Source organism: Rubrimonas cliftonensis (assembly GCF_900107585.1).
Taxonomy (GTDB): domain Bacteria; phylum Pseudomonadota; class Alphaproteobacteria; order Rhodobacterales; family Rhodobacteraceae; genus Rubrimonas; species Rubrimonas cliftonensis.
Genome location: NZ_FNQM01000006.1, coordinates 94,151 through 118,939, shown reverse-complemented (window position 1 = coordinate 118,939; position 24,789 = coordinate 94,151). Strand labels below are relative to the sequence as shown.

Annotated in this window: 27 protein-coding genes; 8 read left to right on the top strand and 19 right to left on the bottom strand. The window is 73.1% G+C overall.

Features of this window, described 5'->3' with window-relative positions; translation table 11 throughout:
• Positions 1-90 precede the first annotated feature (90 nt).
• From BLW43_RS11790 to BLW43_RS11775, 4 genes are read left to right on the top strand one after another with little or no spacing between them, the layout of a single operon-like run.
• Positions 91-903 carry an amino acid ABC transporter permease gene (locus BLW43_RS11790; RefSeq protein WP_093253898.1) on the top strand — a complete coding sequence of 271 codons (813 nt, stop codon included), beginning with the start codon at positions 91-93 and terminating at the stop codon, positions 901-903.
• 20 nt (positions 904-923) lie between these two features.
• A complete protein-coding gene (locus BLW43_RS11785; RefSeq protein WP_093253610.1) occupies positions 924-1,757 on the top strand; it encodes a transporter substrate-binding domain-containing protein in 834 nt (277 codons plus the stop codon).
• A 1-nt stretch (position 1,758) separates the two neighbouring features.
• A complete protein-coding gene (locus tag BLW43_RS11780; protein WP_093253608.1) occupies positions 1,759-2,652 on the top strand; it encodes an amino acid ABC transporter permease in 894 nt (297 codons plus the stop codon).
• Between the two features lie 10 nt (positions 2,653-2,662).
• Positions 2,663-3,241, top strand: coding sequence for a peroxidase-related enzyme (locus BLW43_RS11775; protein ID WP_093253606.1), 579 nt, complete (start codon positions 2,663-2,665; stop codon positions 3,239-3,241).
• A gap of 3 nt (positions 3,242-3,244) precedes the next feature.
• On the opposite strand, the gene BLW43_RS11770 is transcribed toward BLW43_RS11775, so the two are convergent.
• Positions 3,245-4,207 (bottom strand): isopenicillin N synthase family dioxygenase, encoded by a 963-nt coding sequence (locus BLW43_RS11770; protein WP_093253604.1) that lies wholly within the window; start codon positions 4,205-4,207, stop codon positions 3,245-3,247.
• A 116-nt stretch (positions 4,208-4,323) separates the two neighbouring features.
• Here BLW43_RS11770 and BLW43_RS11765 point away from each other — a divergent pair, with 116 nt between their 5' ends.
• Positions 4,324-4,902, top strand: coding sequence for a hypothetical protein (locus BLW43_RS11765; protein ID WP_093253602.1), 579 nt, complete (start codon positions 4,324-4,326; stop codon positions 4,900-4,902).
• Positions 4,899-5,150: a hypothetical protein gene (locus BLW43_RS11760; protein ID WP_093253600.1), complete on the top strand. Its 252-nt coding sequence runs from the start codon at positions 4,899-4,901 to the stop codon at positions 5,148-5,150. Before BLW43_RS11765 ends, BLW43_RS11760 begins: the two co-directional genes overlap by 4 nt.
• A gap of 6 nt (positions 5,151-5,156) precedes the next feature.
• Here BLW43_RS11760 and BLW43_RS11755 read toward each other — a convergent pair whose 3' ends face one another.
• From BLW43_RS11755 to cysG, 6 genes are all read right to left on the bottom strand, one after another.
• Complete coding sequence (locus tag BLW43_RS11755) at positions 5,157-6,203, bottom strand: SIS domain-containing protein (RefSeq protein WP_217632162.1); 1,047 nt, start codon at positions 6,201-6,203, stop codon at positions 5,157-5,159.
• 64 nt (positions 6,204-6,267) lie between these two features.
• The gene (locus BLW43_RS11750) at positions 6,268-6,669 is read right to left on the bottom strand and encodes a DUF934 domain-containing protein (RefSeq protein ID WP_093253598.1); all 402 of its coding nucleotides are present in this window, start codon (positions 6,667-6,669) and stop codon (positions 6,268-6,270) included.
• An 11-nt stretch (positions 6,670-6,680) separates the two neighbouring features.
• Positions 6,681-7,427 carry a phosphoadenylyl-sulfate reductase gene (locus tag BLW43_RS11745; RefSeq protein WP_093253595.1) on the bottom strand — a complete coding sequence of 249 codons (747 nt, stop codon included), beginning with the start codon at positions 7,425-7,427 and terminating at the stop codon, positions 6,681-6,683.
• The gene (locus BLW43_RS11740; protein WP_093253593.1) at positions 7,417-9,099 is read right to left on the bottom strand and encodes a nitrite/sulfite reductase; all 1,683 of its coding nucleotides are present in this window, start codon (positions 9,097-9,099) and stop codon (positions 7,417-7,419) included. The genes BLW43_RS11745 and BLW43_RS11740 overlap by 11 nt, the downstream gene beginning before the upstream one ends.
• Before the next feature lie 5 nt (positions 9,100-9,104).
• Positions 9,105-9,401, bottom strand: a complete 297-nt coding sequence (locus BLW43_RS11735) for a DUF2849 domain-containing protein (RefSeq protein ID WP_093253591.1) — start codon at positions 9,399-9,401, stop codon at positions 9,105-9,107.
• Between the two features lie 3 nt (positions 9,402-9,404).
• Positions 9,405-10,823 (bottom strand): siroheme synthase CysG, encoded by a 1,419-nt coding sequence (gene cysG, locus BLW43_RS11730; RefSeq protein ID WP_093253589.1) that lies wholly within the window; start codon positions 10,821-10,823, stop codon positions 9,405-9,407.
• A gap of 119 nt (positions 10,824-10,942) precedes the next feature.
• Between cysG and BLW43_RS11725 the strand changes: the two genes are divergently transcribed.
• Together BLW43_RS11725 and BLW43_RS11720 are read left to right on the top strand one after the other, a co-directional pair.
• Positions 10,943-11,437: an Lrp/AsnC family transcriptional regulator gene (locus tag BLW43_RS11725; protein ID WP_093253587.1), complete on the top strand. Its 495-nt coding sequence runs from the start codon at positions 10,943-10,945 to the stop codon at positions 11,435-11,437.
• Positions 11,438-11,626: 189 nt separating this feature from the next.
• A complete protein-coding gene (locus BLW43_RS11720; protein ID WP_093253585.1) occupies positions 11,627-12,838 on the top strand; it encodes an aminopeptidase P family protein in 1,212 nt (403 codons plus the stop codon).
• A 46-nt stretch (positions 12,839-12,884) separates the two neighbouring features.
• Here BLW43_RS11720 and eutC read toward each other — a convergent pair whose 3' ends face one another.
• The 12 genes from eutC to BLW43_RS11660 form a co-directional block, all read right to left on the bottom strand.
• The gene (gene eutC / locus BLW43_RS11715; protein WP_093253584.1) at positions 12,885-13,664 is read right to left on the bottom strand and encodes an ethanolamine ammonia-lyase subunit EutC; all 780 of its coding nucleotides are present in this window, start codon (positions 13,662-13,664) and stop codon (positions 12,885-12,887) included.
• Positions 13,661-15,052 (bottom strand): ethanolamine ammonia-lyase subunit EutB, encoded by a 1,392-nt coding sequence (locus tag BLW43_RS11710; protein ID WP_093253582.1) that lies wholly within the window; start codon positions 15,050-15,052, stop codon positions 13,661-13,663. The genes eutC and BLW43_RS11710 overlap by 4 nt, the downstream gene beginning before the upstream one ends.
• A gap of 247 nt (positions 15,053-15,299) precedes the next feature.
• The gene (gene ftsH, locus BLW43_RS11705; RefSeq protein ID WP_093253579.1) at positions 15,300-17,222 is read right to left on the bottom strand and encodes an ATP-dependent zinc metalloprotease FtsH; all 1,923 of its coding nucleotides are present in this window, start codon (positions 17,220-17,222) and stop codon (positions 15,300-15,302) included.
• A 111-nt stretch (positions 17,223-17,333) separates the two neighbouring features.
• Positions 17,334-18,608, bottom strand: coding sequence for a tRNA lysidine(34) synthetase TilS (gene tilS / locus BLW43_RS11700; protein WP_245731026.1), 1,275 nt, complete (start codon positions 18,606-18,608; stop codon positions 17,334-17,336).
• Positions 18,609-18,619: 11 nt separating this feature from the next.
• Entirely contained in the window at positions 18,620-19,360 is a 741-nt protein-coding gene (locus BLW43_RS11695) for a tol-pal system YbgF family protein (protein ID WP_093253576.1), read from the bottom strand.
• A gap of 4 nt (positions 19,361-19,364) precedes the next feature.
• The gene (gene pal, locus BLW43_RS11690; RefSeq protein ID WP_425441178.1) at positions 19,365-19,916 is read right to left on the bottom strand and encodes a peptidoglycan-associated lipoprotein Pal; all 552 of its coding nucleotides are present in this window, start codon (positions 19,914-19,916) and stop codon (positions 19,365-19,367) included.
• A gap of 114 nt (positions 19,917-20,030) precedes the next feature.
• Positions 20,031-21,410: a Tol-Pal system beta propeller repeat protein TolB gene (gene tolB, locus BLW43_RS11685; RefSeq protein WP_425441177.1), complete on the bottom strand. Its 1,380-nt coding sequence runs from the start codon at positions 21,408-21,410 to the stop codon at positions 20,031-20,033.
• Positions 21,407-22,690 carry a hypothetical protein gene (locus tag BLW43_RS11680; RefSeq protein ID WP_139284039.1) on the bottom strand — a complete coding sequence of 428 codons (1,284 nt, stop codon included), beginning with the start codon at positions 22,688-22,690 and terminating at the stop codon, positions 21,407-21,409. The genes tolB and BLW43_RS11680 overlap by 4 nt, the downstream gene beginning before the upstream one ends.
• Before the next feature lie 67 nt (positions 22,691-22,757).
• Complete coding sequence (locus tag BLW43_RS11675; RefSeq protein ID WP_245731025.1) at positions 22,758-23,276, bottom strand: biopolymer transporter ExbD; 519 nt, start codon at positions 23,274-23,276, stop codon at positions 22,758-22,760.
• A complete protein-coding gene (gene tolQ, locus BLW43_RS11670) occupies positions 23,273-23,977 on the bottom strand; it encodes a protein TolQ (RefSeq protein WP_093253571.1) in 705 nt (234 codons plus the stop codon). Before tolQ ends, BLW43_RS11675 begins: the two co-directional genes overlap by 4 nt.
• Before the next feature lie 138 nt (positions 23,978-24,115).
• On the bottom strand, positions 24,116-24,514 hold the full coding sequence (gene ybgC / locus BLW43_RS11665; protein WP_093253569.1) for a tol-pal system-associated acyl-CoA thioesterase: 399 nt from the start codon (positions 24,512-24,514) through the stop codon (positions 24,116-24,118).
• Positions 24,511-24,780 (bottom strand): BolA family protein, encoded by a 270-nt coding sequence (locus BLW43_RS11660; protein WP_093253567.1) that lies wholly within the window; start codon positions 24,778-24,780, stop codon positions 24,511-24,513. Before BLW43_RS11660 ends, ybgC begins: the two co-directional genes overlap by 4 nt.
• Positions 24,781-24,789: the final 9 nt, after the last annotated feature.

Below are 24,789 nucleotides of genomic sequence, written 5' to 3'. Positions count from 1 at the left end.
GGCGCGTTCAGGCAAAAAACTCGCCCCATCGGGTCCGAAGAACGCGGCGGCGGGATGCAGGCGACGACAGACGGCGGGGCCGGCGCGCCCATGGCTGCCGCGCTCCCGCCGCCCCCGGCGCGCAGGACGGGCCGGAGCCTGCTGGACTGGGCAGGGTTCCTGATCGGCGGCGGGATGCTCGGCTGGCTGGTCTACGCCGGCGCGCAGTCGATGGGCTACAACTGGCAGTGGTACCGGCTGCCGCGCCAGGTCTATCGCGTCATCGACGGCGAGATCGTCTGGGGCCCGCTGGCGCGCGGCCTGACGGTGACGGTCGAGATCACGCTCTGGGCGGCCCCGCTGGCGCTGGCGATCGGCCTTGTCACCGCCCTGCTTCGGCTCTCGCGCTCATGGTCGGGCCATGCGGTCGCGACCGTCTATCTTGAGCTGGTGCGCAACACGCCGCTGCTGGTGCAGATGTACCTCTTCTACTTCGTGCTGTCGCCGATGCTGGGCGTGGACCGGTTCTGGACCGGGGTGCTGTGCCTCGCGGTGTTCGAGGCGTCCTTCATCTCGGAGATCATCCGCGGCGGCGTGCTCTCGGTGCCGCGCGGACAGTGGGAGGCCGCTTCGGCCATCGGGCTGAAGCCCGGCTTCGTCTATCGCGACGTCGTGCTGCCGCAGGCGCTGCCGGTGATGGCGCCGCCGATGACCTCGGCGGTGGTGAACCTGATCAAGAACTCCGCGATCGTCTCGACCATCGCGATCTTCGACCTCACCAACGAGGCGCGCAACGTCATCGCCGACACCTTCATGAGCTTCGAGGTGTGGCTTGCCGTGGCGGCGATCTACCTATCGCTAACCGTGAGCCTGTCGGCCTTCGCCGCCTGGCTGGAACATCGCCTTGGGCGCAGAAGCGCCTGACCGAGAAGGAGACCCACACGATGCGACTGACCAACATCATCGCCGCCGCCCTCGCCGCGGCCGCGCTCGCCGCCCCGGCCGCGGCGCCGGCGCAGGAGGCCCCGCAGGCTCTGGCGCAGGCCAGCGTGATCGAGACCATCAAGCAGCGCGGCGTCATCCGCGTCGGCATGTCAACCTTCGTGCCCTGGGCGATGCGCGACGTGAACGGCGAACTCATCGGCTTCGAGATCGACGTCGCGAAGAAGCTCGCCGAGGAAATGGAGGTCGAGGTCGAGTTCGTGCCGACCGCCTGGGACGGCATCATCCCGGCGCTGCTCGCCGGCAAGTTCGACGTCATCATCGGCGGCATGTCGATCACGCCGGCGCGCAACCTCACGGTCAACTTCTCCGACCCGTACGCGAACTCGTCGCTGGGCGTGATGGCGAACCGTTCGCTGGCCGACGGGCTGGAGTGGCCCGACGACTTCAATTCCGCCGACGTCACCTTCGTCTGCCGCCGCGGAGCCACGCCCTGCGCCTACATCCAGGAGACGTTCCCCAAGGCGACGCTGCGGCAGTTCGACGACCAGGGCCAGACCGTGCAGGAAGTGCTGAACGGCGCCGCCCACGCCCTCGTCGGCTCGCAGCCGCTGCCCGCCTTCCAGGTCTACGACAACCCAGACGTGCTGTTCGCGCCGACCGACGCCAAGATCAATCCGGGCAACGAGGCCTTCGCCCTGCGCAAGGGAGACCCGGACGCGCTGAACTTCTTCAACAACTGGATCCTCGTGAACCGCTCGAACGGCTGGCTGGAGAAGACCCACAATTACTGGTTCGGCGGCAGGCCCTGGGCGGATCAGGTCGCGTCGAACTGAGGTGTATCCCGATCCCGACGCGCCTCGGCGCATCGGCCCGATCGACGCGCTGGTGGTCGCCGCGCTCGTCGCGGCGGTCTGGGCCGTTTCGGCGCGGGTGTCGGAGGTGCTCGTCTACCGCTGGGACTGGGGCTTCCTCCCGCAGGCTCTGCTGCGGGAGGGGGATGGCGGTTGGCTTGAGCCCAACCTGCTGCTGGAGGGGCTGCTGACGACCATCCGCCTGTCGCTGTGGGCGATGGCGCTGGCGAGCCTGCTCGGCGTGGCGCTGGGGGCGCTCTCGACCATGCGGCGGCTGCTGCCGCGACTGGCCGCCGGCGCCTATGTCGGGCTGATCCGCAACATGCCGCCGCTGGTGTTCGTGTTCGTGTTCTACTTCTTCATCTCCTCGCAGATCACCCCCGCGCTGGGCCTCGACGTCTGGGCGCGCGAGATGGGCCCGGCGGAGCGGGCGGCGGTGAGCCTGCTGCTCGGGCCGCCGGCGCTGTTCGAGAACCTCGTGGCGGGCGTGCTGTGCCTGGCGCTGTTCGAGGCGGCCTATATCTCGGAGATCGTGCGCGCCGGCGTGCAGTCGGTGCCTGCGGCCCATGTCGAGGCCGGGCGCAGCCTCGGCCTGAACGCGGCGCAGACCTTCCGGCTGGTGGTGCTGCCGCAGGCGCTTCGCGCGGTCACGCCGCCGATGGCCGGCCAGTTCATCATGCTGGTCAAGAACTCCGCCATCGTCTCGCTGATCTCGGTGCAGGAGCTGACCTTCACCGCCACCGAGCTCGCCGTCTCCTCCGGTCGCCGTTTCGAGACGTGGATCGTCGTGGCGGCGATGTATTTCGCGCTGTGCTTCGCCCTCTCGCGGCTCTTTGCGCGGCTGGAGCGGCGAGGCAGGCTGCAGGACGCCCGATGAGGAGACGCGCATGACCGCCTGGATCGCCATGGTCGCCGACGAGGACGCGGAGCCTGCGCTGCGCGAGGCGCTGGCGCTCGCGCGCACGCCGCACGGCACGGTGGACAACGTGATGCGCGTCCACAGCCTGCGCCCCGCCACCCTGCTCGGCCATGTCGCGCTCTATCGCGCCTGCCTGCACGACGACGCAAACACGCTTGCGCCATGGCTGCAGGAGACCATCGCGAGCTATGTCTCGATGCTGAACGCCTGCCCCTATTCGCTCGCCAACCACTGGGCCAACGCCCGCCATCTCATCGGCGACGCGGCCCGGGCCGACGCCATCGAGGCGGCGCTTGCGGCCGAAGCGCCCGAGCAGGCGCTCGACGGCGCGGCGCTCGCGCTGATGCGCTACGCCCGCAAGCTCACCCGAGAGCCCGGCGCCATGGCGCAGGCCGACGTGGCGGCGCTGCGCGCGGCGGGGCTCGACGACGGCCAGATCCTCGAGGCGAACCAGATCGTGGGCTACTTCAACTATGTCAATCGCCAGCTCAACGGCCTCGGGGTGACGACAGAGGGCGACGTCGTCGGCTACTACGCCGGGGCCTGAGCGCTAGGGCTTCGCGCGATAGGCGAAGGCGCGGGCGAAGCGCGCCTCCAGATAGTCGCCGCACGCGATGGGCGCCTCGGCGCCCTCCGGCCCCAGCAGGGCGGCGGCGTCGATCATGGTCTGCGGCTCGGGGTCCCAGGCCAGCACCAGCGACAGGCGCTCGCGGCCGGACGCGTTGACCACGCGATGGGGCGTCGAGCGGCACCGGCCCGCCGTCCAGCGCGCCAGCAGATCGCCCACGTTCACCACCAGCGCGCCCGGGATCGGCGGCGCCTCCACCCAGTCGCCGGCGAGGTCCTGCACCTGAAGCCCGCCGACGCCGTCCTGCGCCAGCACCGTCAGCACGCCGAAATCGGTGTGCGGCCCGACCCCGAACCGGCCTGCGCCGAGCGCCTCGGGCTGGGGCGGATAGTAGACGAAGGAGGCGCGGCTCATCGGTCGCGCGACGCTTTCGAGGAACGCCTCGCCGTCGAGCCCGAGACCCAGCGCAAAGCCCCGCATCAGCTGCTCGGCGACGCCGTGCGCCTCCAGAAACCACGCCTGCGCGGCCGTGCGCAGGGCGGGGTGCGACGCGGGCCAGCGGTTGGCGCCGCGCAGCGGATGGTCGTCGGGCGTTTGTCCGCGCGCATCCTCGTAGCCCCAGACGAAGCTCTCCTTCAGGTCCGGCGCCGCGTCGTCGGCCATCCGGGCGCCGCCCGTCGCAAGCCAGCCGCGGTGCTTCGCGCTGACCGCCGCTTCGGCCTTGACCGCGGGATCGGCGCGGAAGAACGCCATCGCCTCCTCGCGCGCGGCGTCGATCAGCGCCTCGTCCACGCCATGGTTGACGACATAGAGAAACCCGGCCTCCCGGCTCGCCTTCGTCAGGGCGACGGCCACGGCGCCGGGGTCCGACCCGTCGCGCAGCGGGCCGATGTCGATGACGGGGATCAGCGCCGCGTCGAGCGGTCTGGCGACGGCGTAGGCCATGGAGCGCTCCGCATCAGGATTGCGCCACTCTAGACGTCCTGCGCGCGGACGCCAGCGCGCTTGCGCGGCGCGGCCTCGGCGTGGACTGTGGGCTGCGCAAGCTTGGGAGGGTTTCCATGACGTCAGCTGCACGGCTCGCCCCCGCGCTGTTCGCCCCAGTGCTGTTCGCCGTGGCGGCGTCTTCGTCCGTCGCCGTCGCGCAGGGCCTTCCCGTGACCTACGTCACGCAGGGCGCGGCTATCTTCACCTTCGCGGCGCCGGAGGGCTGGACCCTGCGCACCGGCGTCGACACGTCGCCCGACGAGATGCCGGAGGGCGTCGTCCCGGCGCCGCGCGTCGTCAGCCTGATGCCGGAGGCGGGCGACGGCGACATGTGGGTGGGCCTGTGGTCGCCGCCGGCGATCGACGGCCTCGACGCCGCCGGCGCCTATCTCGACGCGCTGAAGACCGGCGTGATGGACGAGGCCGAGGTGGCCGAGACGCGGGACATCGCCGTGGGCGGGCTGCCCGGAAGGCTCTATCTCGGCGAAGGCGCGCGGGCGGGCCGGCCGCTTTCCTTCAGCATCGCGACGGTCGATCTGGGCGCGCGCGTGGCGGTGGCGGCGTTCATCGGCGACCCCGGCGCGCGGGAAGCGCATCGCGACGCCCTCGCCGCCACGCTCGACTCCATCGCGCCGGCGGAGGCGGGACGGTGACTTCGCGGCGCGCGGCCTTCGCGGCGATCGCGCTTGGGCTCGCCGGCGCCTGCTCGTCGGGCGGCGGCTACGTCCACAACGATCCCTACTACGACTATGATTTCCGCTACGGGATCTACTCGGTCCACCACCATCACGATGTCGACGTCTCGTTGCCGGATCGGCCGCGCCCGCCGCCCGGCGTGCGGCCCGGTCGCCCGACCACCCTGCCCGCGCGCGTCCCGCGCGGCGGAGGGCCGCGCCGCTGAGCCGGATCAGAGCGTCTCGGTGATCTTCTTCAGGTGCTTGGGCGCGTCGGGATTCTCGCCCAGCGCCGTCGCGAGCGCCTCGATGAAAAGGTAGAAGGTCGCCGCCTGGCAGATCGGGTCGAGCGCGGGGTGCGGCGCGGCGACCACCGGCAGCACGTCGGGGCCCGACGCCTCGGGATCGGCGAAGAAGGCGCGGGCGCCGGCCTCGCGCACGGCCGTCACCGCCGAGACGAGGCTCTCGCGGCCGGCGTCCCGCGCGCCGAAGACCAGCGCGGCGAAGCGGCGCTCCGCGAGCGCGATGGGGCCGTGCCGCACCTCCGCCGCGCTGTAGGCCTCGGCGTGGAGCCGGCACGTCTCCTTGAACTTCAGCGCCGATTCGTTGGCGACGCTGAGCGACAGGCCGCGGCCCAGCGTGAAGACCGAGGTCGCGCCCGCCAGCGGCGTCATCGCCGCCGACCAGTCGCAGGCCATCGCCCGCCCGACCGCCTCCGGCAGCCGCTCCAGACCGTCCGACAGCGCGGCGTCCTGCGTCCACTCCGCGACGATGGCGGCGATGGCGACGAGCGAGGCGATGTAGCTCTTAGTGGCGGCCACCGCCTTCTCCGGGCCGGCGAGCAGCGGGGCGACCATGTCGGCGCCGGCCCCCACCGGACTGTCCGGCGTGTTCAGCAGCGCGACCGCGAGCGCCCCGCCCTCCCGCGCCAGCCCCTGCAGCGCGACGAGGTCGGGGCTTCCGCCGGACTGGGACACCGTCAGGCACAAGGCGCCCTCAAGGCGCAGCGGCGCCCGATAGACCGATCCGATGGAGGGGCCGACCGTCGCGACCGGCACCCCGGCGCGCATCTCGCAAAGATAACGGAAGTAGGTGGCCGCGTGGTCGGAGGTGCCCCGCGCGCAGGTGAGCGCGAGGCGCGGATCGGCTGCGCGCAGCCGCGCGCCGATCTCGCGGTAGGCGGGCAGGCCCTCCGCGACCTGACGCGCCACCACTTCTGGGGCCTCGCGGGCCTCGCGGGCCATGTGCGTCGCAGCGTTGAGCGGCGGGATGCTGTTCATCCGCCGATCATACCGCAGCGCAACAAGAAGTCACGCGGCTTTGCGGCGCCGCCGCACCGGCCGCTCAGCCTGCGCGACGCCGCGCCATGGGCGGCGCAGGCGTCCGCGAGGCGGCGGCCCAGGCCCCCTCGCCCTGCCGCGCGAGCAGGGCCGGGGTCAGCCCCACCTCGTCGAAGCCGCAGGCCCTTGCATAGGCGAACTGGTCGGGGATGAGGGCGCCCACGGCGCGCAGGCGGCCCCTGTACTCCGCGGCGCGCAGCCGCCTTGCGAGACTGAAGCCGCGCCCGTCGGAAAAGCCCGGAAACACCACCGCCACGAGGCTGGCGCGGGCGAGCAGCGGCGCGAGCGCGGCGAGGTCGGCGTCATTGGGCAGCGCCAGCCGCAGCGGCCCCTCCGCGGGCGCGTCCTGCGGCGCCGAGAGCGGCGCGGCGTCCTCCGCGATGGCGTCGTCGGTCACGACAAGCATGGGCGTCTCCATCACAGCCGGTCCATCGGCCCTGCGTCCCCGGGCGCGCGCACCACGCGCCCGTCGACGATGTGGATGCCGCATTCCTCCTTGTCGCGCCCGCGCCAGCGGCCGGCGCGCGGGTTCTCGCCCGGCGCGACGCGCGTCGTGCAGGGCAGGCATCCGATCGAGGGGAAGCCCTGCGCGACCAGGGGATGCGGCGGGAGCCGGTGCGCGGCCATGTAGGCGCGCAGGTCGTCCGCCCGCCAGTCCGCCAGCGGATTGAGCTTCACCCGACCCGCCGCGTCGGTCTCCATCACCGAGAGCGCCGCCCGCGTGGCCGACTGCGCCCGCTTGCGCCCGGTGATCCACGCATCGAAGGGCGCCAGCGCCCGCTCCAGCGGGGCGACCTTGCGGATGTGGCAGCACAGGTCGTCATCGCGCCGGTTGAGCCCGCCGTCGGGGTCGTGGACGGCGGTCTCCGCCGGGTCGGGCGTCATGTGGCGCACGTCGGTCAGGCCGAGCGTCTCGGCGACCTCGCGCTGATAGGCCAGCGTCTCGGGAAAGAGCATCTGCGTCTGCCCGAACAGCACCGGCGCATGGCGATCCACCTGCGCCAGCATGTGCAGCAGCACGACGGACTCGGCCCCGAAGGAAGAGACGAGCGCGATCCGCCCCGGGAAGTCCCGCCGCAGCGCCCGCTCCAGCACATCCTGCGCGCCCAGATGCTCGTAATCGTCGGGGCCGGGCCGCCGGCCGAGCGTCGGATCATGCCGCATCGCGCTTGTCCTCCCGGTAGATCGCCGCCTTGAAGGGCGCCAGTCCCAGCCGCCGGCAGACGTCCACGAAGCGCTCCTCGGGGCTGGCGCGCAGGTCGAGATAGGCGTCCACCAGCCGCTCGATCGCCGGGCCGACCTCCTCGGCGCCGAGGCCGGGGCCGACGCGCTCGCCGATGGCGGCGTTCTCCGTGTGGTCGCCGCCGAGCGTGATCTGGTAGCTCTCCACGCCCGCCTTCTCGAGCCCGAGAATGCCGACATGGCCCATGTGGTGATGGCCGCAGGCGTTGATGCAGCCCGAGATCTTGATGCGGAACTCGCCGATGGCCCGCGCCCGCGGCCCGTCAGAAAAGCGGCGCGAGATGTCCTGCGCGATGGGGATCGAGCGGGCCGTCGCCAGCGCGCAATAGTCGAGGCCGGGGCAGGCGATGATGTCGGAGATCAGCCCGGAATTGGCCTCCGCAAGCTCCTCGCGCAGCAGCGCCGCGTGCAGCGCCGGCAGGTCGTCGCGCGCGACATGGGGCAGGATCACGTTCTGCTCGTGGCTGATGCGCAGCTCGCCCTGGCTGTAGCGGTCGGCCATGTCGGCGAGCGCGCGCATCTGGCTCGCGGTCGCGTCGCCGGGCGAGGCGCCGATGGCCTTCAGCGAAACCGTGGCGATGGCGTAGCCGGCGACGCCATGCGGCGTGGTGTTGACCTCCGCCCAGGCGGCGAAGACGGGGTCGAAGGTGCGCGCGTCCTCCTCGCGGTCGGAGACGGCGGACCGCTCGGGCAGGGCGGGCGGCGCGAAATAGGCCGCGATCCGCGCCAGCTCCGCCTCGCCCGGCAGATGCGCGGCGCCGCCATTGGCGAGGATCGAGCGGAACTCCGCCTCGACCTGCTCGCGGATCTCCGCCTCGCCGGTCTCGTGGACGAGGATCTTGATGCGCGCCTTGTACTTGTTGTCCCGCCGCCCGTGCAGGTTGTAGACGCGCAGGATCGCCTCGAGATACGGCAGCAGCTCGGCGCGCGGCAGGAAGCCGCGCATCACCTTGCCGACCATGGGCGTGCGGCCCATGCCGCCGCCGACGATCACCTCGTAGCCGGGCGCGCCGTTCGCGTCGCGCAGCATCCGCAGGCCGATGTCATGGGACCTGGTCACGGCGCGGTCGTTGGGCGAGCCGGTCACGGCCACCTTGAACTTGCGCGGCAGGAAGGCGAACTCGGGATGCGCCGTCGACCACTGGCGGATCAGCTCCGCCGTCGGGCGCGGATCCTCGATCTCGTCGGCGGCGGCGCCGGCGAAATGGTCGGCTGTGACGTTGCGGATGCAGTTGCCGCTGGTCTGGATCGCGTGCATCTCGACCGCGGCGAGGTGGTCGAGGATGTCGCCCACGTCGCTCAGCCTCGTCCAGTTGAACTGGATGTTCTGGCGGGTGGTGAAGTGGCCATAGCCGCGATCCCACCGCTCGGCGATCTCGGCGAGCGCCCGCATCTGCCGGCTCGACAGCGTGCCGTAGGGGATCGCGACGCGCAGCATGTAGGCGTGAAGCTGGAGGTAGAGCCCGTTCTGGAGCCGCAGGGGCTTGTACTCGTCCTCGGTCAGCCGGCCGTCGATGCGCCGCTGCGTCTGGTCGCGGAACTGCGCGACGCGCTCGCGGACATAGGCCGCGTCGAATTCGTCGTAGCGATACATTGGGTTTACTCCGAATGACGCTTGAGATCGGGCCGGTGGGACGGGCCGCTGGCGCGGAACGCCTCGCGGAAATGCAGGGGCCGCGGAACCGGACCGTCGAGCGCCACGTCCGCGAGATAGGGGCCGACGACGGCGCCGGGCTGGTCGGCCAGCGCGGCGAGGCGCTCGGCGGTCTCGGCGTCATGGGCGACGGCGGCCTCGGCGAGGCTGCGCGTCCAGCCGCCGCTCGCGTCGAGATAGACCACGTCGCCGATCATCAGGTCGTTGGCGCTGACGATGCTGGGAACGAAGCTCCTGGCCATCGGTCAGGCTCCCGCCGCAAGCGCGAGCGAGAGGGTCGAGGGCTCGACCCTCTCCAGCGCCGCCATGGCGCCGCGCGGCGCCAGACCGACAAAGAGGATCGCGGGGCCGGTCACGCCCGCCTCCGCCAGCGCCTCGGGCAGGGTGTCGAGCGCGGCGGCCACGACCTTCTGATCGGGCCGCGAGGCGTTCTCCACCGCCGTCACCGGCGTGCCTGCGTCGGCCCCGTGGAGCATCAGCCGGCCCTGCAGGAAGCGCGCCGCACGCACGCCCATGTAGACCGCCGCCGCCGCGCCCGGCGCCGCCAGCGCCTTCCAGTCATGTTCGGCGAAGCCGTCCACGTCCTGCCCCGTGAGGAAACGGAACGACTTGTTGCGCCCGCGCCGCGTGAGCGACGCGCGGATCGAGGCGGCCGCCGCGGCGGCGCTGGTGACGCCGGGGACGATCTCGAAATCCACGCCCGCCGCATCGAGCGCGTCCATCTCCTCGTCGAGCCGCCCGAATACGCCGGGGTCGCCCGATTTCAGGCGCACCACACTGGCGCCGCCGGCCGCGTGCCCGACCATGGCGGCGTTGATGTCCTCCTGCCGCCACGAAGGGCCGCCGGGGATCTTGCCGACCTCCACGATCGTCGCCTCGCGGCGCGCAAGCTCGATGATCGCCGCGGGCACCAGCCGGTCATGGATCACCACGTCGGCCTCATGCAGCAGGCGGCGGGCCTTCAGCGTCATCAGTTCGGGGTCGCCGGGGCCGGCGCCGACGATGAAGACGCGCCCCGGCTCGGTCGTCTCCTCAAGGCTTTCGGCGAGCAGCCGCGGCAGTGTGGCCGCGACGGCCGTCTCGCCGCCCTCGGCCAGCGCGCGGGGGCCGGCGTCGTCGTAGTAGCGCGCCCAGAAGCGCCGCCGCGCACGGCCCATCGGCAGAGCCTCGGCGGCATGGCGGAAGCCCTGCCCGATGCGCGCCAGCACGCCCAGCGCAGGCGAGAGCCGCTCCTCGATCTCCGCCTTCACGCGCCGCGCGAGCACCGGCGCCGCGCCTTCGGTGCCGATCGCCACCACCAGCGGGTCGCGGTCGACGATGGCCGGCGTGATGAAGTCGCTGGCGTCGAGATTGTCCACGATGTTGGCGAGCGCCCCGGCGCGCCGGCCTATCGCCGCGGCGCGCGCATCCTCCGCCACGTCGTCATTGGCGCCGTAGACCAGCGCGGCGCAGAGCGCGTCGCCTTCCTCCAGCCGCCGTCGCACCAGCCGGAGGCGCCCCTCCGAGGCCCAGCGCGCGACGTCCTCGCCCGGATCGGCGGCGTAGACCACGAGCGTCGCCTCGGTCTTAAGGAGCAGCCGCAGCTTGGCCGACGCCGTCTCGCCGCCGCCGGACACGATGACGCGCCGCCCGCGCAGATCGCGAAAGAGAGGAAAATGACGCATGTCCCGGCCCTCCGACGCCCTTGCGGCGATGACGAGAAGCTAGAATTTTGTTCGCCAAACTGATAGGTGGAGCAGGAAATAAGGAACGCTGTCCGCAGCGAGGCAGGAGCGCGAAACCATTGTCCAAGGCTGACCCGGAGGCCGGGAAACCCGTCGCGCTGGACGCGCTGGACCGGAAAATCCTTGATGCGCTGCAGCGCGATGCGACCGCGTCCCTCGACGAATTGGCCGGTCAGGTCGGCGCCTCGAAGACGCCGGTGTGGAACCGCATCCGCAAGCTGCGCGCCGCCGGCGTGATCGACCGCCAGGTGGCCGTCCTGCGCCCGGAGGCGGTGGGCTTGGGCGCCTGCTTCTTCGTACTCGTGCGCACGGCGCAGCACGAGCCGGGCTGGCTGGAGCGTTTCGTGACGGCGGTGAAGTCGATGCCGGAGATCGTCTCGGCGCACCGGCTGGCGGGCGAGATCGACTATGTGCTGCAGGTGCGCGTGGCGGATGCGCGCGCCTATGACGCCTTCTATCAAAGGCTGATCGCGCAGGTGAGCATCTACAACGTCACCTCGCTGCTCTCGATGGAGGAGATCAAGGCCGAGACGGCGCTGCCCTTGCCCAGCTGAGCGCCGACGCGACAGGCTGGACTCGCGGGGCGGCGCGGCGCTAGATCGGTGCCGGGCGGAGGCGATGGCGTCGTCTCAGGCGAAAGCCGTGCCCGCGGCGGGTCCATCGGGGTCGGCCGCATCGTCCTGCACGCCCGGACCTTCGGTTCGGGCGCCCATGGCTCCCGGATCGACGCACCGGAGAGCCCCATGACCAGCCCCTCGCGTCCCGCCTTCCTGCCGCTCCGCAACGGCCCCAAGGCGCCGCCGCCCTTCGCGCCCGAGGAATACGCGGCCCGCCTCGCCGGCCTGCGCGCCCACATGGCCGAGGCCGGGGTCGAGGCGGCGCTGCTGACCTCGATGCACTGCGTCGCCTACTACACCGGCTTTCTGTACTGCAGTTTCGGAAGATCCTACGCGGCGGTCGTGACGCAGGACCGCTGCGTGGTCGTGGCGGCGCTGATCGACCACGGCCAGCCCTTCCGCCGCGCCGTCTGCGAGACGCTGACCTACACCGACTGGGCGCGCGGCAACTTCTGGCGCGCGGTCGCAAGCGTCGCGGGCGGCGCACGGCGCGTCGGCGTGGAGCGCGACGCGCTGACACTCGCGCAGGCCGATGCGCTCGGCGAGGCGCTCGGCGCCGCGGAGACCGTCGACGTCGCCGCGGCCGCGATGCGCCAGCGGATGATCAAGTCGCCGGCGGAGATCGCCCTCATCCGCACCGGCGCCGCCATCGCGGACATCGGCGGCGCGGCCTGCAAGGCGGAGATCCGCCCCGGCGTCCGCGAAATCGACGTGGCCATGGCCGGCCGCGACGCGATGGAGCGCGCCATCGCCGAACGCCTGCCCGACAGCGAGCTGCGCGACAGCTGGGTGTGGCTCCAGTCCGGCCCCAACACCGACGGCGCCCACAACCCGGTCACGACGCGCAGGCTGGAGCCCGGCGACATCCTCAGCCTCAACTGCTTCCCGATGACCTGCGGCTACTACACCGCGCTGGAGCGGACGCTGTTTCTCGGCGAGCCCGACGCCGCCTCCCTGAAGCTGTGGGAGGCGAACGTCGCGACGCATGAGCTCGGGCTGTCGCTGATCCGCCCCGGCGCGCGCTGCGACGCGATCACCGCCGAGCTCAACGCGTTTCTCGACGAACGCGGGCTGCTCGGCCTGCGCACCTTCGGCTACGGCCACTCCTTCGGCGTGCTTTCGCACTACTACGGCCGCGAGGCGGGGCTGGAGCTGCGCGAGGACGTCGAGACGACGCTGGCGCCGGGGATGGTGGTGTCCATGGAGCCGATGCTGACCGCGCCGCTGGGTGCGCCGGGCGCCGGCGGCTATCGCGAGCACGACATCCTCGTGGTCGGCCCCGACGGCGCCGAGAACGTCACCGGCTTTCCCTACGGCCCGGCGCACAACATCGTCTGAGCCGACGCGGCCCGGGTTCGGTGCGGAGGCGGCGCGCCTGCGGCCGTCAGAGGCCGATGGCCGCGGCGCCGCCGCCGAGCGCCGCGGGCGCCGGCGCCGTCTCGTCCTTCAGGGCGACGCCGCTGAGCCCCCGGCGCAGCGCCTCGGCGCAGAGATAGGCGGCGCGGTGCGCCGCCTCGCCATGGGCCAGTCCGCCGTCGCGGATGTTGGAGACGCAGTTGCGCGCGGCGTCCGTGAGCCCGACGCGCGGCCCATGCGTCAGATAGACCCCGAGGCTGTCGGGCGAGGAGAGGCCCGGCCGCTCGCCGATCAGCATCAGCGTCAACCGCGCCCGGAGCAGTTCGCCGATCTCGTCGCCCAGCGCCACCCTGCCCTGCAGCGCGATGCCGAGCGGCGCCAGGCGCCAGCCGTGCCGCGCAACGTGCGGCGCGAAGGCGGCGAGGAAGCGCGCCGCGTTGCGCTCGACCGCCAGCGCCGACAGGCCGTCACAGATCGCCACGGCGACGTCTGCGCCCTTAGGCTCGGCCAGCGCGAGGCCCTCGCGGGAGGCGTCGTCGAGACGTCGCCCGAGATCGGGCCGCCGCAGATAGGTCGGCCGATCCTCGGCGCGCGAGGCGAGGACCGCGACGGCGGGAAACATCGCGCCGAGCGTCGCGCCGAGCGCGTCGGCGTCGAGCGCGGCGTGGACCGCCGTGCGCGCCGCGGCGTGGGCGGCGCGGAACGCCAGCGCCTCCGACGTCGGCAGCGACACACCCGCGCGCCCGAGCGCGATGCGCGCCGGCGTGTGGCGGCGCAGGCCCGACCAGCGGTCGACGACGACGCTCACGCCGCCGCCCCCGCCCTAGCGAGCGCGCCGGCGAACCGCCCGCCGCCCTCCAGCGGCGTGAAGCGCCCGTCGGCAGCCATGACGCCCGACGCCTCCAGCCACGCCTCGAACTCCGGCGCCGGGCGCAGCCCCAGCGCCCGCCGCGCATAGAGCGCGTCGTGAAACGAGGTCGACTGGTAGTTCAGCATCACGTCGTCGGAACCCGGAATGCCCATGACGAAGGCCACGCCCGCCGCGCCCAGCATCGTCAGCAGCACGTCCATGTCGTCCATGTCGGCTTCGGCGTGGTTGGTGTGGCAGATGTCGCAGCCCATCGGCAGGCCCAGCAGCTTGCCGCAGAAATGGTCCTCCAGCCCCGCCCGGATGATCTGCTTGCCGTCATAGAGGTATTCCGGGCCGATGAAGCCGACGACAGTGTTGACGAGCAGCGGCTCGAAGGCCCGCGCCACGGCGTAGGCCCGCGCCTCCAGCGTCTGCTGGTCGACGCCGTGATGCGCGCCGGCCGAGAGGCACGAACCCTGCCCGGTCTCGAAATACATCACGTTGTCGCCCAGCTTTCCGCGGTCGAGCGACAGCGCGGCCTCCCGCCCCTCCCGCAGCGTCGCCAGCGAGACGCCGAAGCTCGCATTGGTCCCTTCGGTTCCGGCGATGGACTGGAAGGCGAGATCCACCGGCGCGCCGGCCTCGATGGCGGCGATGGTGGTGGTGAGATGGGCCAGCACGCAGGACTGGGTGGGGATCTCGTGCCGGTGGATCACGTCGTCGAGCAGGCGCAGCAGCGCGCCCACGGCGGCGACGTTGTCGGTGGCGGGGTTGACGCCGATCACCGCGTCGCCCGAGCCGTAGAGCAGGCCGTCGAGCACCGCCGCCGCCACGCCGATCGCGTCGTCGGTCGGGTGGTTCGGCTGAAGCCGCGTCGAGAGCCGCCCCCGCAGTCCGATGGTGTTGCGGAACCGCGTCGTGACCTCCGCCTTGCGGGCGATGAGCACCAGATCCTGCGCGCGGCAGATCTTCGAGACCGCCGCCGCCATCTCCGGCGCCAGCCCCGGCGCCAGCGCGGCGAGCGCCTGGCCGTCGGCCGCGTCCGACAGCAGCCAGTCCCTGAACTGGCCCACCGTCATCGAGGAGACCGGCGCGAAGGCGGCCGCGTCGTGCCCGTCGATGATGAGCCGCGTCACCTCGTCGTCCTCGTATGGGACGACGACTTCGGTCAGGAAATGCTTCAGCGGCAGGTCGGCCAGCGCAAGCTGCGCGGCGGCGCGCTCCGCGTCGGTCCCGGCCGCCACGCCGGCGAGGCAGTCCCCCGACCGCAGCGGCGTGGCGCGGGCGAGCAGCGTTGCGAGGTCTTGGAACGCGTGGCGCTGGCCTGCGAGCGTATGGCTGAACACTGGAACTTCTCCCGCGCCCGGACGCGGCGCCGCGCCGCCGAACGCGCAATCCTTGCAAAGCAAACGGCCGCGCCGCAACGGCTTCGCGCCGTTTCAAGCGCAAAGAGGGTCGCTGCGCCGCTTTTGTGGGCGCCGCATCCCGCGATGCAGGCGGGGACGGTCACGGCGCCGTCGATGGCGCGATGCGCAAAGGGCCCGGCGGAGGTTGCCGCCGGGCCCTTGAACGCCTGTCGCGTCAGGCGAATGCTCAGTGAGGCAGGGGCGCGAGGCCGCCGTCGCCGTCGGACCTGGGCTTGCGCACCTTGGGAACCGCCGCGAGCCGCGGCTTATCGCCGGGCTCGGCCGGGGGCGGGGCCCCGCCGCTGTCGTCGGAACGGTCGATGACCTCGCCGGCGAGCACCTGCCGGATTTCGTCGCCGGTCAGCGTCTCGTATTCCAGCAGGCCCTTCGCCAGCCTCTCCAGATCGTCGCGCTTCTCGGTCAAAATCTCCCGCGCGCGCTTGTAGCCGTCGTCCACGAGGCGGCGCACCTCCGCGTCGATCTTCTGCTGCGTCTCGGGCGAGATGTTGCCGCCGCCCTGCTGCACGCCGAGGAAACTCTCGCGCTCGTTGGCGTAGTCGATGGCGCCGAGCTCGTCGGACATGCCGAACTGCGTCACCATGGCGCGCGCGATGCGCGTCACCTGCTGGATGTCCGACGCGGCGCCGTTCGTCACCTGCTCGTCGCCGAACACCAGCTCCTCCGCGACGCGGCCGCCCATCGCCATGGCGATCTTCGACGTCAGCATCTGGCGCGTCTGGCTGAGGTGGTCGCGCTCGGGCAGGCTCAGCACGAGGCCCAGCGCCCGGCCGCGCGGGATGATGGTCGCCTTGTGGATCGGGTCGTGCGCCGGAACGTTCAGGCCCACCACCGCATGGCCGGCCTCATGGTAGGCCGTCAGCGTCTTTTCCTTCTCGGTCATGATCATGGAGCGGCGCTCGGCGCCCATCATCACCTTGTCCTTGGCGCTCTCGAAATCCTCCATCGTCACGAGGCGCTTGCCGAGCCGCGCGGCGGTCAGCGCCGCCTCGTTGACGAGATTGGCGAGGTCGGCGCCCGAGAAGCCCGGCGTGCCGCGCGCGATCACCTTGAGATCCACGTTCGGCGCCAGCGGCACCTTGCGGGCATGGACATGCAGGATCTTCTCGCGGCCGCCCACGTCGGGGTTCGGCACCGTCACCTGACGGTCGAAGCGGCCGGGGCGCAGCAGCGCGGGGTCGAGCACGTCGGGGCGGTTGGTGGCGGCGATGAGGATGACGCCCTCGTTCGCCTCGAAGCCGTCCATTTCGACCAGCAGCTGGTTGAGCGTCTGCTCGCGCTCATCGTTGCCGCCGCCGTAGCCCGCGCCGCGGTGGCGCCCGACGGCGTCGATCTCGTCGATGAAGACGATGCAGGGGGCGTTCTTCTTCGCCTGCTCGAACATGTCGCGCACGCGGCTGGCGCCGACGCCGACGAACATCTCGACGAAGTCGGAGCCCGAGATCGTGAAGAACGGCACGCCGGCCTCGCCCGCGATGGCGCGCGCCAGCAGCGTCTTGCCCGTTCCCGGCGGGCCGACCAGCAGCGCGCCCTTGGGAATTTTGCCGCCGAGGCGCGAGAACTTCTGGGGGTCGCGCAGGAACTCGACGATCTCCTCCAGCTCCTCCTTGGCCTCGTCGATGCCGGCGACCTCGTCGAAGGTCACCTTGCCGGTCTTCTCGGTCAGCAGCTTGGCCTTGGACTTGCCGAAGCCCATGGCGCCGCGACCGCCCGACTGCATGCGGTTGAGAAAGAATATCCAGATGCCGAACAGGATCAGCATGGGCAGCCAGAAGCTGAGCGTGGAGAGCAGCCCGCCCTGGTTCTGCGGCTCGACGGTGACGCGCGTCTGCGTGGCGCGCAGCGTGTCCATCGTCGTCGCGCCCATCGGCTGGTAGGTCGTGAACGCCTCCCCGCTGACAAGGCGCCCCGTGATGCGCTCGCCGTCGATGCGCACTTCGGCCACTTCGTTGTTCTCGGCGCGCGTCAGGAAGTCGGAATACGCGAGCTGGCTGCCGCCGGATGACGGCGCGCCTCCGCTGAATACGTTGAACAGCATGACCAGCAGCAAGATCGCCACCGCCCAGAAAGCGAAGTTTTTCGCGTTGCCCACCGGTCAGATGCTCCCGTTGCGCCGGGTCTCCTCCCGGCTGTCGTCGCAGATAATCGCTCGCAGGCGGGATTCAACGCGTCGTCGCCGAAGCCGGCGACCCGACGCCGCGACTCAGCTCGCGACGTCGGGCTGATACGCTACCGCCATCAGACCGTCACCGTAGCCCGCAAGCGGCGCGCAGGCCAGCGCCTCGCCCCGCCACAGCGCCGGCGTCGACAGCCGCGCGGCGCGCGGCGCGGCGCGCCAGGCCTGCGGCGCGCGCCAGCCTTCCGCCCGGGCGGCCGCCATCAGCGCCGCCTCGCCGGCCTCTCCGAGCGCCGCGACGGCGCCGGGGGCGTCGGTCCGCACGCGCCAGCGGCCATCCCACAGATCGGCTTCGGCGCGGGCGCGCGCTGCGGCGGCGTGCTCGCGCGCGAAAATCACGGCGTCTGCGGCGTCGAAGGCGACGCACCCGGCGAGCGTCCGGCCGCGCCCGAGCGCGCCGGACCGTGCGGCGTCCAGCAGCGCGCCGAGCGCCGCGGCGCGTGGTCGCGGCGTCCACGCGCCGCCGGCGCGTCGCAGGGCGCGGGCGAGCAGCCTCCTCCCGATCTCCTCGGGCGCGTCGGCGAGCGCGGCGCGGGAGAGCGCGACGTCGCCGCAGGGCCCCACGCGCGAGGCCTGCGACCACAGCGACGCGGCGCGGGCGTCGAGCGCGCCGCGCGCCGCCTGCATCCGGTCGGCGACGGCGGCGAGCGCGTCGGCCGAGACGCCGGCCGCCTCCAGCGCGGTCATCGCGGCGCGCACGCGCACCCGCTCGAAGCGGGGATCGTCGTTGGAGGGATCCTCGATCCACGTCGCCGAGCGCCGCGCAAGCCACTCCCTGAGCGCCGCGCGCCGCAGGCCGAGCAGAGGCCGCAGCCACAGCGCGCCGTCGCGCCCGGATGCGGGCGCCATGCCGGAGAGGCCGTCCACGCCGGCCCCGCGGGCGATGCGCATCAGCACCGTCTCCGCCTGGTCGTCGAGGGTGTGCCCCAGCGCGACCGCGGACAGGCCATGCTCGGCGGCCCAGGCCGACAACAGCGCCGAGCGCGCCGAGCGCGCCGCCGCCTGCAGGTTGCCGCGGCCGTCCCAGCCGCGCCAACGCAGCGTATCGCAAGGAATTCCGAGAGATGCGGCGAGGGCGGCGACCTGCGCCGCCTCCTCCGCCGCCTCCGGTCTGAGGCCGTGGTCGACGCAGGCCGCGCGCAGGCCGACGCCGCGCGCCTGCGCCCACCCCGCCGCGATCCGCATCAGCGCGGCGCTGTCGCCGCCGCCCGAGACGGCCAGTCCGAGCGCCCCGCCGGGATGGAGCGCGTCGAGCGCGGCGGCCCCTGCGGCCTCCGGATCGCCCGTTGTCGCGCGGGGCACGCGCCGCCGCCTCAGAGGCAGCCGGCGCGCCGGGCGGCCTCGGCCCCTGTCGCCTTCAGGCTCGGCGGCGCGTCGGCGCGGCCGGCGAGTTCGCGAAACGAGGCGCAGGCCTGTTCGGCGGCGCCGAGCGCGGCCAGCGAACGGGCGAGCCCGAGCAGCGCCTCGGGCGCGCCCGGCTCGTCGCCATGGTCGCGCACGCCCTCGAGAAAGACGCGCGCGGCCTCCTGGTGCCGGCCCTCGGCGGCCAGGGCGGCGCCCACGCGCGCGAGCGCCTCCGCGCCGAGAGCGCCGTCCGGGTAGGCCGAGAGGAAGTCGGAGACGCTGCGGCGGCCGGCATCGGGCCCGAGACCTTCGAGGTCGCGCATCGCGGCCTCGAAGGCCGCGCGCTCGTCGGGTCCGATCGAGCCCCGCAAGGAGCCGAGCGCCGCAGGGGGCGCGCCCAGCCCCGCCGCGGGAGAGGGCGCACCGGCCTGCGGCGTCGCGGCCTCCGGCTGGTCGCCCGTGCGGAACGCCGCCGTCGGGTCGCCGCCCTCGAGCTCGATGATGCGGAATTCGAGATCCTGTAGACGCGCCTCCTGCGCCTCGCGCAGGCGCCGAAGTTCGAAACCCAGCTGCTCCGCCTGCGCCGTCAGGCGACGCAGCTCCGCCTCCTGGGCGTCGATGCGCTGCTGGAGCTGCGCTGGCGTCTGCGCCGCGCCGGCGCCGGCCGCGAGCGCGGCCAGCAGCGAGAGTGCGAGAACGGCGCGGCGCATTGGCTCAGCTGATCGGCGCGCCGGCGACGACGCTGACCGCACGGCGGTTCTGCGCCCATGCGGCCGGGTTGGAGCCGAGCGCGACCGGTCGCTCCTTGCCGTAGCTCACCGTGCGCATCCGGCTCGCCGGGACGCCCTGAGCCACGAGGAAGTCGCGCGCGGACTGCGCGCGCCGCGCGCCGAGCGCGAGGTTGTACTCCCGCGTGCCGCGCTCGTCGGCGTGGCCCTCAACCGTGACGTCGACGCCGGGGTTCTGCGTCAGCCAGGCCGCCTGGGCGGTCAGCGTGGCGCGGGCGCCTGCGTCGAGCGTCGCGCTGTCGGTGTCGAAGAAGACCCGGTCGCCGACGGTGACGTTGAAGTACTCGGCCGAGCGCGGGTCCAGCGCGCCGACGCCGGCGCCGCCCGCGCCGTTGAGGCCGTCGGCCCCGGCGAGCGTCGCGGGATCGGGGTCTGACGCGCAGGCGGCGAGCGCCAGCGCGGCGACCATCGCCAGCGCGATGCGGGCGGGAACTGTGCGACCGGCGGCGCCGGCGGGGGCGATGCGCGATGTGGTCACTCGACTAACTCCTGTGTCGGGCCCGTCTCGGCCCAGGTTTCGGTTTGAGGCATAACACCTGCGCGCGCAACCGCGCGCGTCGAGGCATAACACCTGCGCGCGCAACCGCGCGCGTCAGGGCAGCAGCGGCGACCATGCGGGGTCCGACGCGGCGTTGGGGGTGGGCAGGCGGCGCAGGTTCAGGCCCGTGACGTCCACGCTCCAGATCGAGGGCGAGCCGCTCTGACCTGGCGTCTCGCGGAAGAAGGTCAGCACTCGGCCGTTGGGCGCCCAGGCGGGGCCTTCGCTGTGGAAGGTGGCGTCGAGCAGACGCTCGCCGGAGCCGTCGACGCCCATCACGCCGACCTGGAACTGGCCGCTCGCGATGCGCGTGAAGGCGATCAGGTCGCCGCGCGGCGACCATACCGGCGTCGAGTAGCGGCCCGAGCCGTAGCTGATGCGCTGGGCCGTCGCCTCCCCGCCTGACGCGCTCATGACGTAGATCTGCTGACCGCCGCCGCGGTCGCTCTCGAAGGCGATCTGCGCCCCGTCGGGCGAGAAGCTCGGCGCGGTGTCGATGGCCGGGCCGCGGGTCAGCCGCCGCATCTGCCGCGTCGCGAGATCGACGAGATAGATGTCGGTGTTGCCGTCCTGCGCCAGCGACATGACCACCTGCCGTCCGTCGGGCGAGAACCGCGGCGCGAAGGTCATGCCGGGGAAGCGCCCGAGCACCTCGCGCTGGCCGGTGTCCAGATTGTAGAGATAGACCTGCGGCTCCCCGCTGGCGTAGCTGATGTAGAGGATCGTCTGCTCGACCGGCGAGAAGCGCGGCGTCAGCACCAGATCCTTGCCCGAGGTCAGGGTGCGCAGGTTGGCGCCGTCCTGATCCATCAGCGCGAGGCGCTTCACGCGGTCGCCCTTGCCGCCGGTCTCGTCGACGAAGACGATCCGGCTGTCGAAGTAGCCGCTCTCGCCGGTCAGCGCGGTGTAGATCGCGTCGGCGACCTTGTGGCCCGCGCGGCGGCGCGCGGCGGGGTCGATGAGGAACTGGAAGCCCTCGACCTGGTCGCCGCTCGCGGTGTCGTAGAGGCGGAAGCGCACGCGCAGTCGACCGTCGGTCTCGCCGCGGACGTCGCCGAGCGCGAGCGCCTCGACGCCGGCGCCGCGCCAGGCCTCGAAGTTGGGCCGGGCGTCGAAGCCGCCGAGCTGCTGGGGCGAGGCTGCGCGGCGATTGGCGAACAGCCCCGAGTTGGTCAGGTCGCTCTCGACGATGTCGCGCACTTCGTCCGCGACGATCTGGGTGTCGGCGTCAGCCCCGAAGATGCCGCCGACCGCGAAGGGGATCGGCCTGAACTCGCCGCCGGCGATGGTGATCTCGAGCGGGCTCTGCTGCGCCAGCGCCCGGCTCGCGGCCCATGGCGTCGCCGTTAGCGCCGCGGCCGAGAGGCCGAAGGCCATCGCGGCGCGGCGCGTGCATCCGGCTCGGAAGGCCGGGCGGTGCGGAGGGCGTCTCATGGGAAACTGATCTCCTCGGGCGTGAAACTGACGTCGATGACGCGCCAGCGATCATAGGCGTTCGCCGGCAGCGCCGCGAACACGCCGCGCTCGTCGGCGAGGATGAGCGCGCGGAGCGCGGCGCGGCGCAGGGCGGCCTGGCGCTGGTCGAGCTGGCCCGCCGGCGCGATCAGCTCGGGCCGACCGACCACGCGGCCCTGCGGCGACATCTGCATGCGGAAGGTCACGCGCGTGCCCGCCGCCTGCGGCCCGCCCTGCACCGGCGAGAAATGGCGTCTCACGCCGGAGACGAGGCCGGCGACCACCGAGCCGGGGATCGGCGCGGCGCGGCCGCTCGCGCCGCCGGCGGGCGCGGGCGTCGTCGCGGGCGCGGCGGCGGGCGCGGCGGCGGGCCGATCCGCCGGGGGTCGCCCGGCGACCGCAGCGAGCGCCGCCTCGAGCGCAGCGCGCTCTGCGGCGCGCCGATCCGCGTCGGGCGTGGCAGGCGACGCCGCCGCCGCGGGCTCGGCCGCAGGCTCCGGGGCCGACGGCGCCGCGGCGGCCTCGCGCGCCGCCTGCGCGATCTCGGCCATCCGCTCGGGCCGCCGTGCCGGCGGCGGCGGCGGCGGCGCAGGCGTCGGCGCGACGGCGAGATCCGGCGACGCCCGCGGCGGAGCCGGGGCTTCGGGCGCTGGCGGCAGATCGCCGTCGTCGTCCACAGGCGGCGCCTCGCCCCCGGCGCGCGGAGCGGCGGCCGCCCGGGGCGGGGCGGCGACGGCCTGCGGCTCCGGCTGCGGCGCGGCGGCGTCGACGGGCGCCGCCTGCGGCGGCGTGCGCGCCTCGGGCGCCTCGGCGGGCGCTGCCGGCGTCCGGGCCGGGGTCTCGCGCTGCGCCGGCGGCCGCGGGGCGTCGGGACGCGCCGGCGGCGCCGGCGGCGGCGCGAGGGCGGCGACCGTCTCGGGCGCGGGGTCCGGCGCCTGCGCGGTCGGCGGCGGCTCCACCGGCGGCGTCGAGGGCGCCGCCGCGGGCTCGCTCTCCGCCGCCGCCGCCGGAAGCGCGGCGCGCGAGGCCGGCGGCGGCGGCGCATCGGGCGCCTGCGGGACGGGCGGCGGCGTGAAGGCGTCGGGCCCCGCCGCGGGCGGGCCCGAAATCGCGGCGTCGAACTCCGCGGAGGAGATCAACGACACCTGGCTGACCTCAAGCCCCCGCGCCCCGCCCTGCGGAAACAGGTCGGCGCCGAACACCGCCAGCGCGACGAGCGCGGCGTGCATGCCTGCGGAGATGACCGCCCCAGTCCGCATTGCCCGGCGCGACGCGCCGCCCCTCCCACATCGTTGCGCCGCGACGTCCGCGCGGCCTCTGGCGCGTCTACTGCGCCGGCGTGAACGCGCTGGCGGGCCGCCCGCCGCCGCTTGCGGGGTCGGTCACCAGCCCGATGTTGCGAAAGCCGCCGGCGTTGAGCGCCCCCATCACCTCCGCCACGCGCCCGTAGTCGAGCCCGGCGTCGGCGCGCAGATACACGCGGTCGGTCTGCAGCTCCTGCGACAACCGCGACAGCGCCGGCAGCAGGTCGGAGAATTCAACCGGATCCCGCTGCAGGAAGAGCCGCCCCTCCACGTCGATGTTGATGGTCAGCGGATCCTGCCGGTCGATGGGCAGCGCCGCCGCAGCGGTGCGCGGCAGCTGCAGCGGCACGCCCACGGTGAGCAGCGGCGCGGCGACCATGAACACCACCAGCAGCACCATCATGACGTCGACGAACGGCGTCACGTTGATGTCGGACACCGGCCTAGCCGCGCGGCCGCGGCGGCGCCTTCGTGACGCGCCGGCGGCGTCCTCCGCGGCGACGGCGGCGCCGTCGATGGAGCCGAAGGCCCCGAGGCTCACGCCTGTCCCCGCATGATCTGGCGCGACAGGATGACGGAGAACTCGTCCGCGAACGATTCCAGCCGCGCCGAAAGCCGCTGCGCGTCGGCGGTCAGCTTGTTGTAGAAGATCACCGCCGGGACGGCGGCGACCAGCCCGATCGCCGTCGTCACCAGCGCCTCGGCGATGCCCGGCGCGACGGTGGCGAGGTTGGTGTTCTGCTGGATGGAGATCTGCTCGAACGCGGTCATGATGCCCCATACCGTGCCGAACAGGCCGACATAGGGCGCGATGGAGCCGGTTGTCGCCAGAAACGTCAGGCGGGAGCCCAGCGCCTCGGTCTCCCGGCTGAGGGCGACGTCGAGCGAGCGGTCGATGCGGTCTCGCGCGCCGGGGATCAGCGCGCCGGTCTTGTCGAAGCTGCGCCGCCATTCGCCCATGCCGGCGACGAAGACGCGCTCGATCTCGGAGCGCGGCTTGGCGCCGATGCGGTCATAGAGGGCGTCGAGCGGCTGGCCGGACCAGAACGCGTCCTCGAACATCCCGGCGTCGCGACGGGCGCGGCGCAGCGCGAGCGAGCGGTCGATGATGATGGTCCACGACCAGAACGACGCGAGCGCGAGCAGCACGGTCACGGCCTGCACGACGATCGTCGCGCGGGTGAACATCGACGCAAGCGAGAAGTCTATCCCGCCAAGCGCCTCGAGGGCCTGGGTCTCCATACGCGCTCGAACCTCATGCCGCGCAGGATCTTGTCGCCCTGACGCGCCTTCTCCACGGCGTCGGGCCGTGTTCCGTTGGCTGCGCAGAATCGTTCATCTGCGCGCAAAAATCAATGACGCGGCGCCGCATGGCGGCCATCACAAGCGCGACAGGGCCTCGCGCAGCCGCCCGGGCGCGCGCGCGGCGCGGCCGTCGCTTCCGACGATGGCGACGCGGACCTCCGCGGTCGCGACCGCCTCGACGCCGCGACGTATCGACTGGCCGAGCGTCAGCGAAGCGGAGCCGAGGCGGGTCACGGCGGTGTCGACGGCGAGCAGGTCGTCGAAGAAGGCCGGGCGCAGGTAGTGGATCGCGACGCGAGTCACCAGAAAGACGATCCCCGTCTCCGCCTTCAGCACGCCCTGGTCAACGCCGACGCTCCGCAGCGCCTCGGTGCGCGCACGCTCCATGTATTTCAGGTGGTTGGCGTGATAGACGACGCCGGCGAGGTCGGTGTCCTCGTAATACACCCGCACCTCGAAGGGGCTGGCGGTCACTCCGCCGCGCCGCGCAGCTCCAGCGCCAGCGCATGGACGGGCCCCGCCAGTTCGTCCGCCAGCGCCCGGTTGACCGAACGCTGGCGCTCGACCCGGCTCACGCCGTCGAACGCGGCGGCGGTCATGCGGACGCGGAAATGGGTCTCGCCGCCCTCGCGCCAGCCGCCGTGGCCGCGATGCTGCTCGCTTTCGTCGATGACGTCGAGAGCCTCCGGCGCAAAGGCCTCGCGCAGCTTCCGCGCCATGGTGTCGGCGACCTGTCCCATTCGATCCAT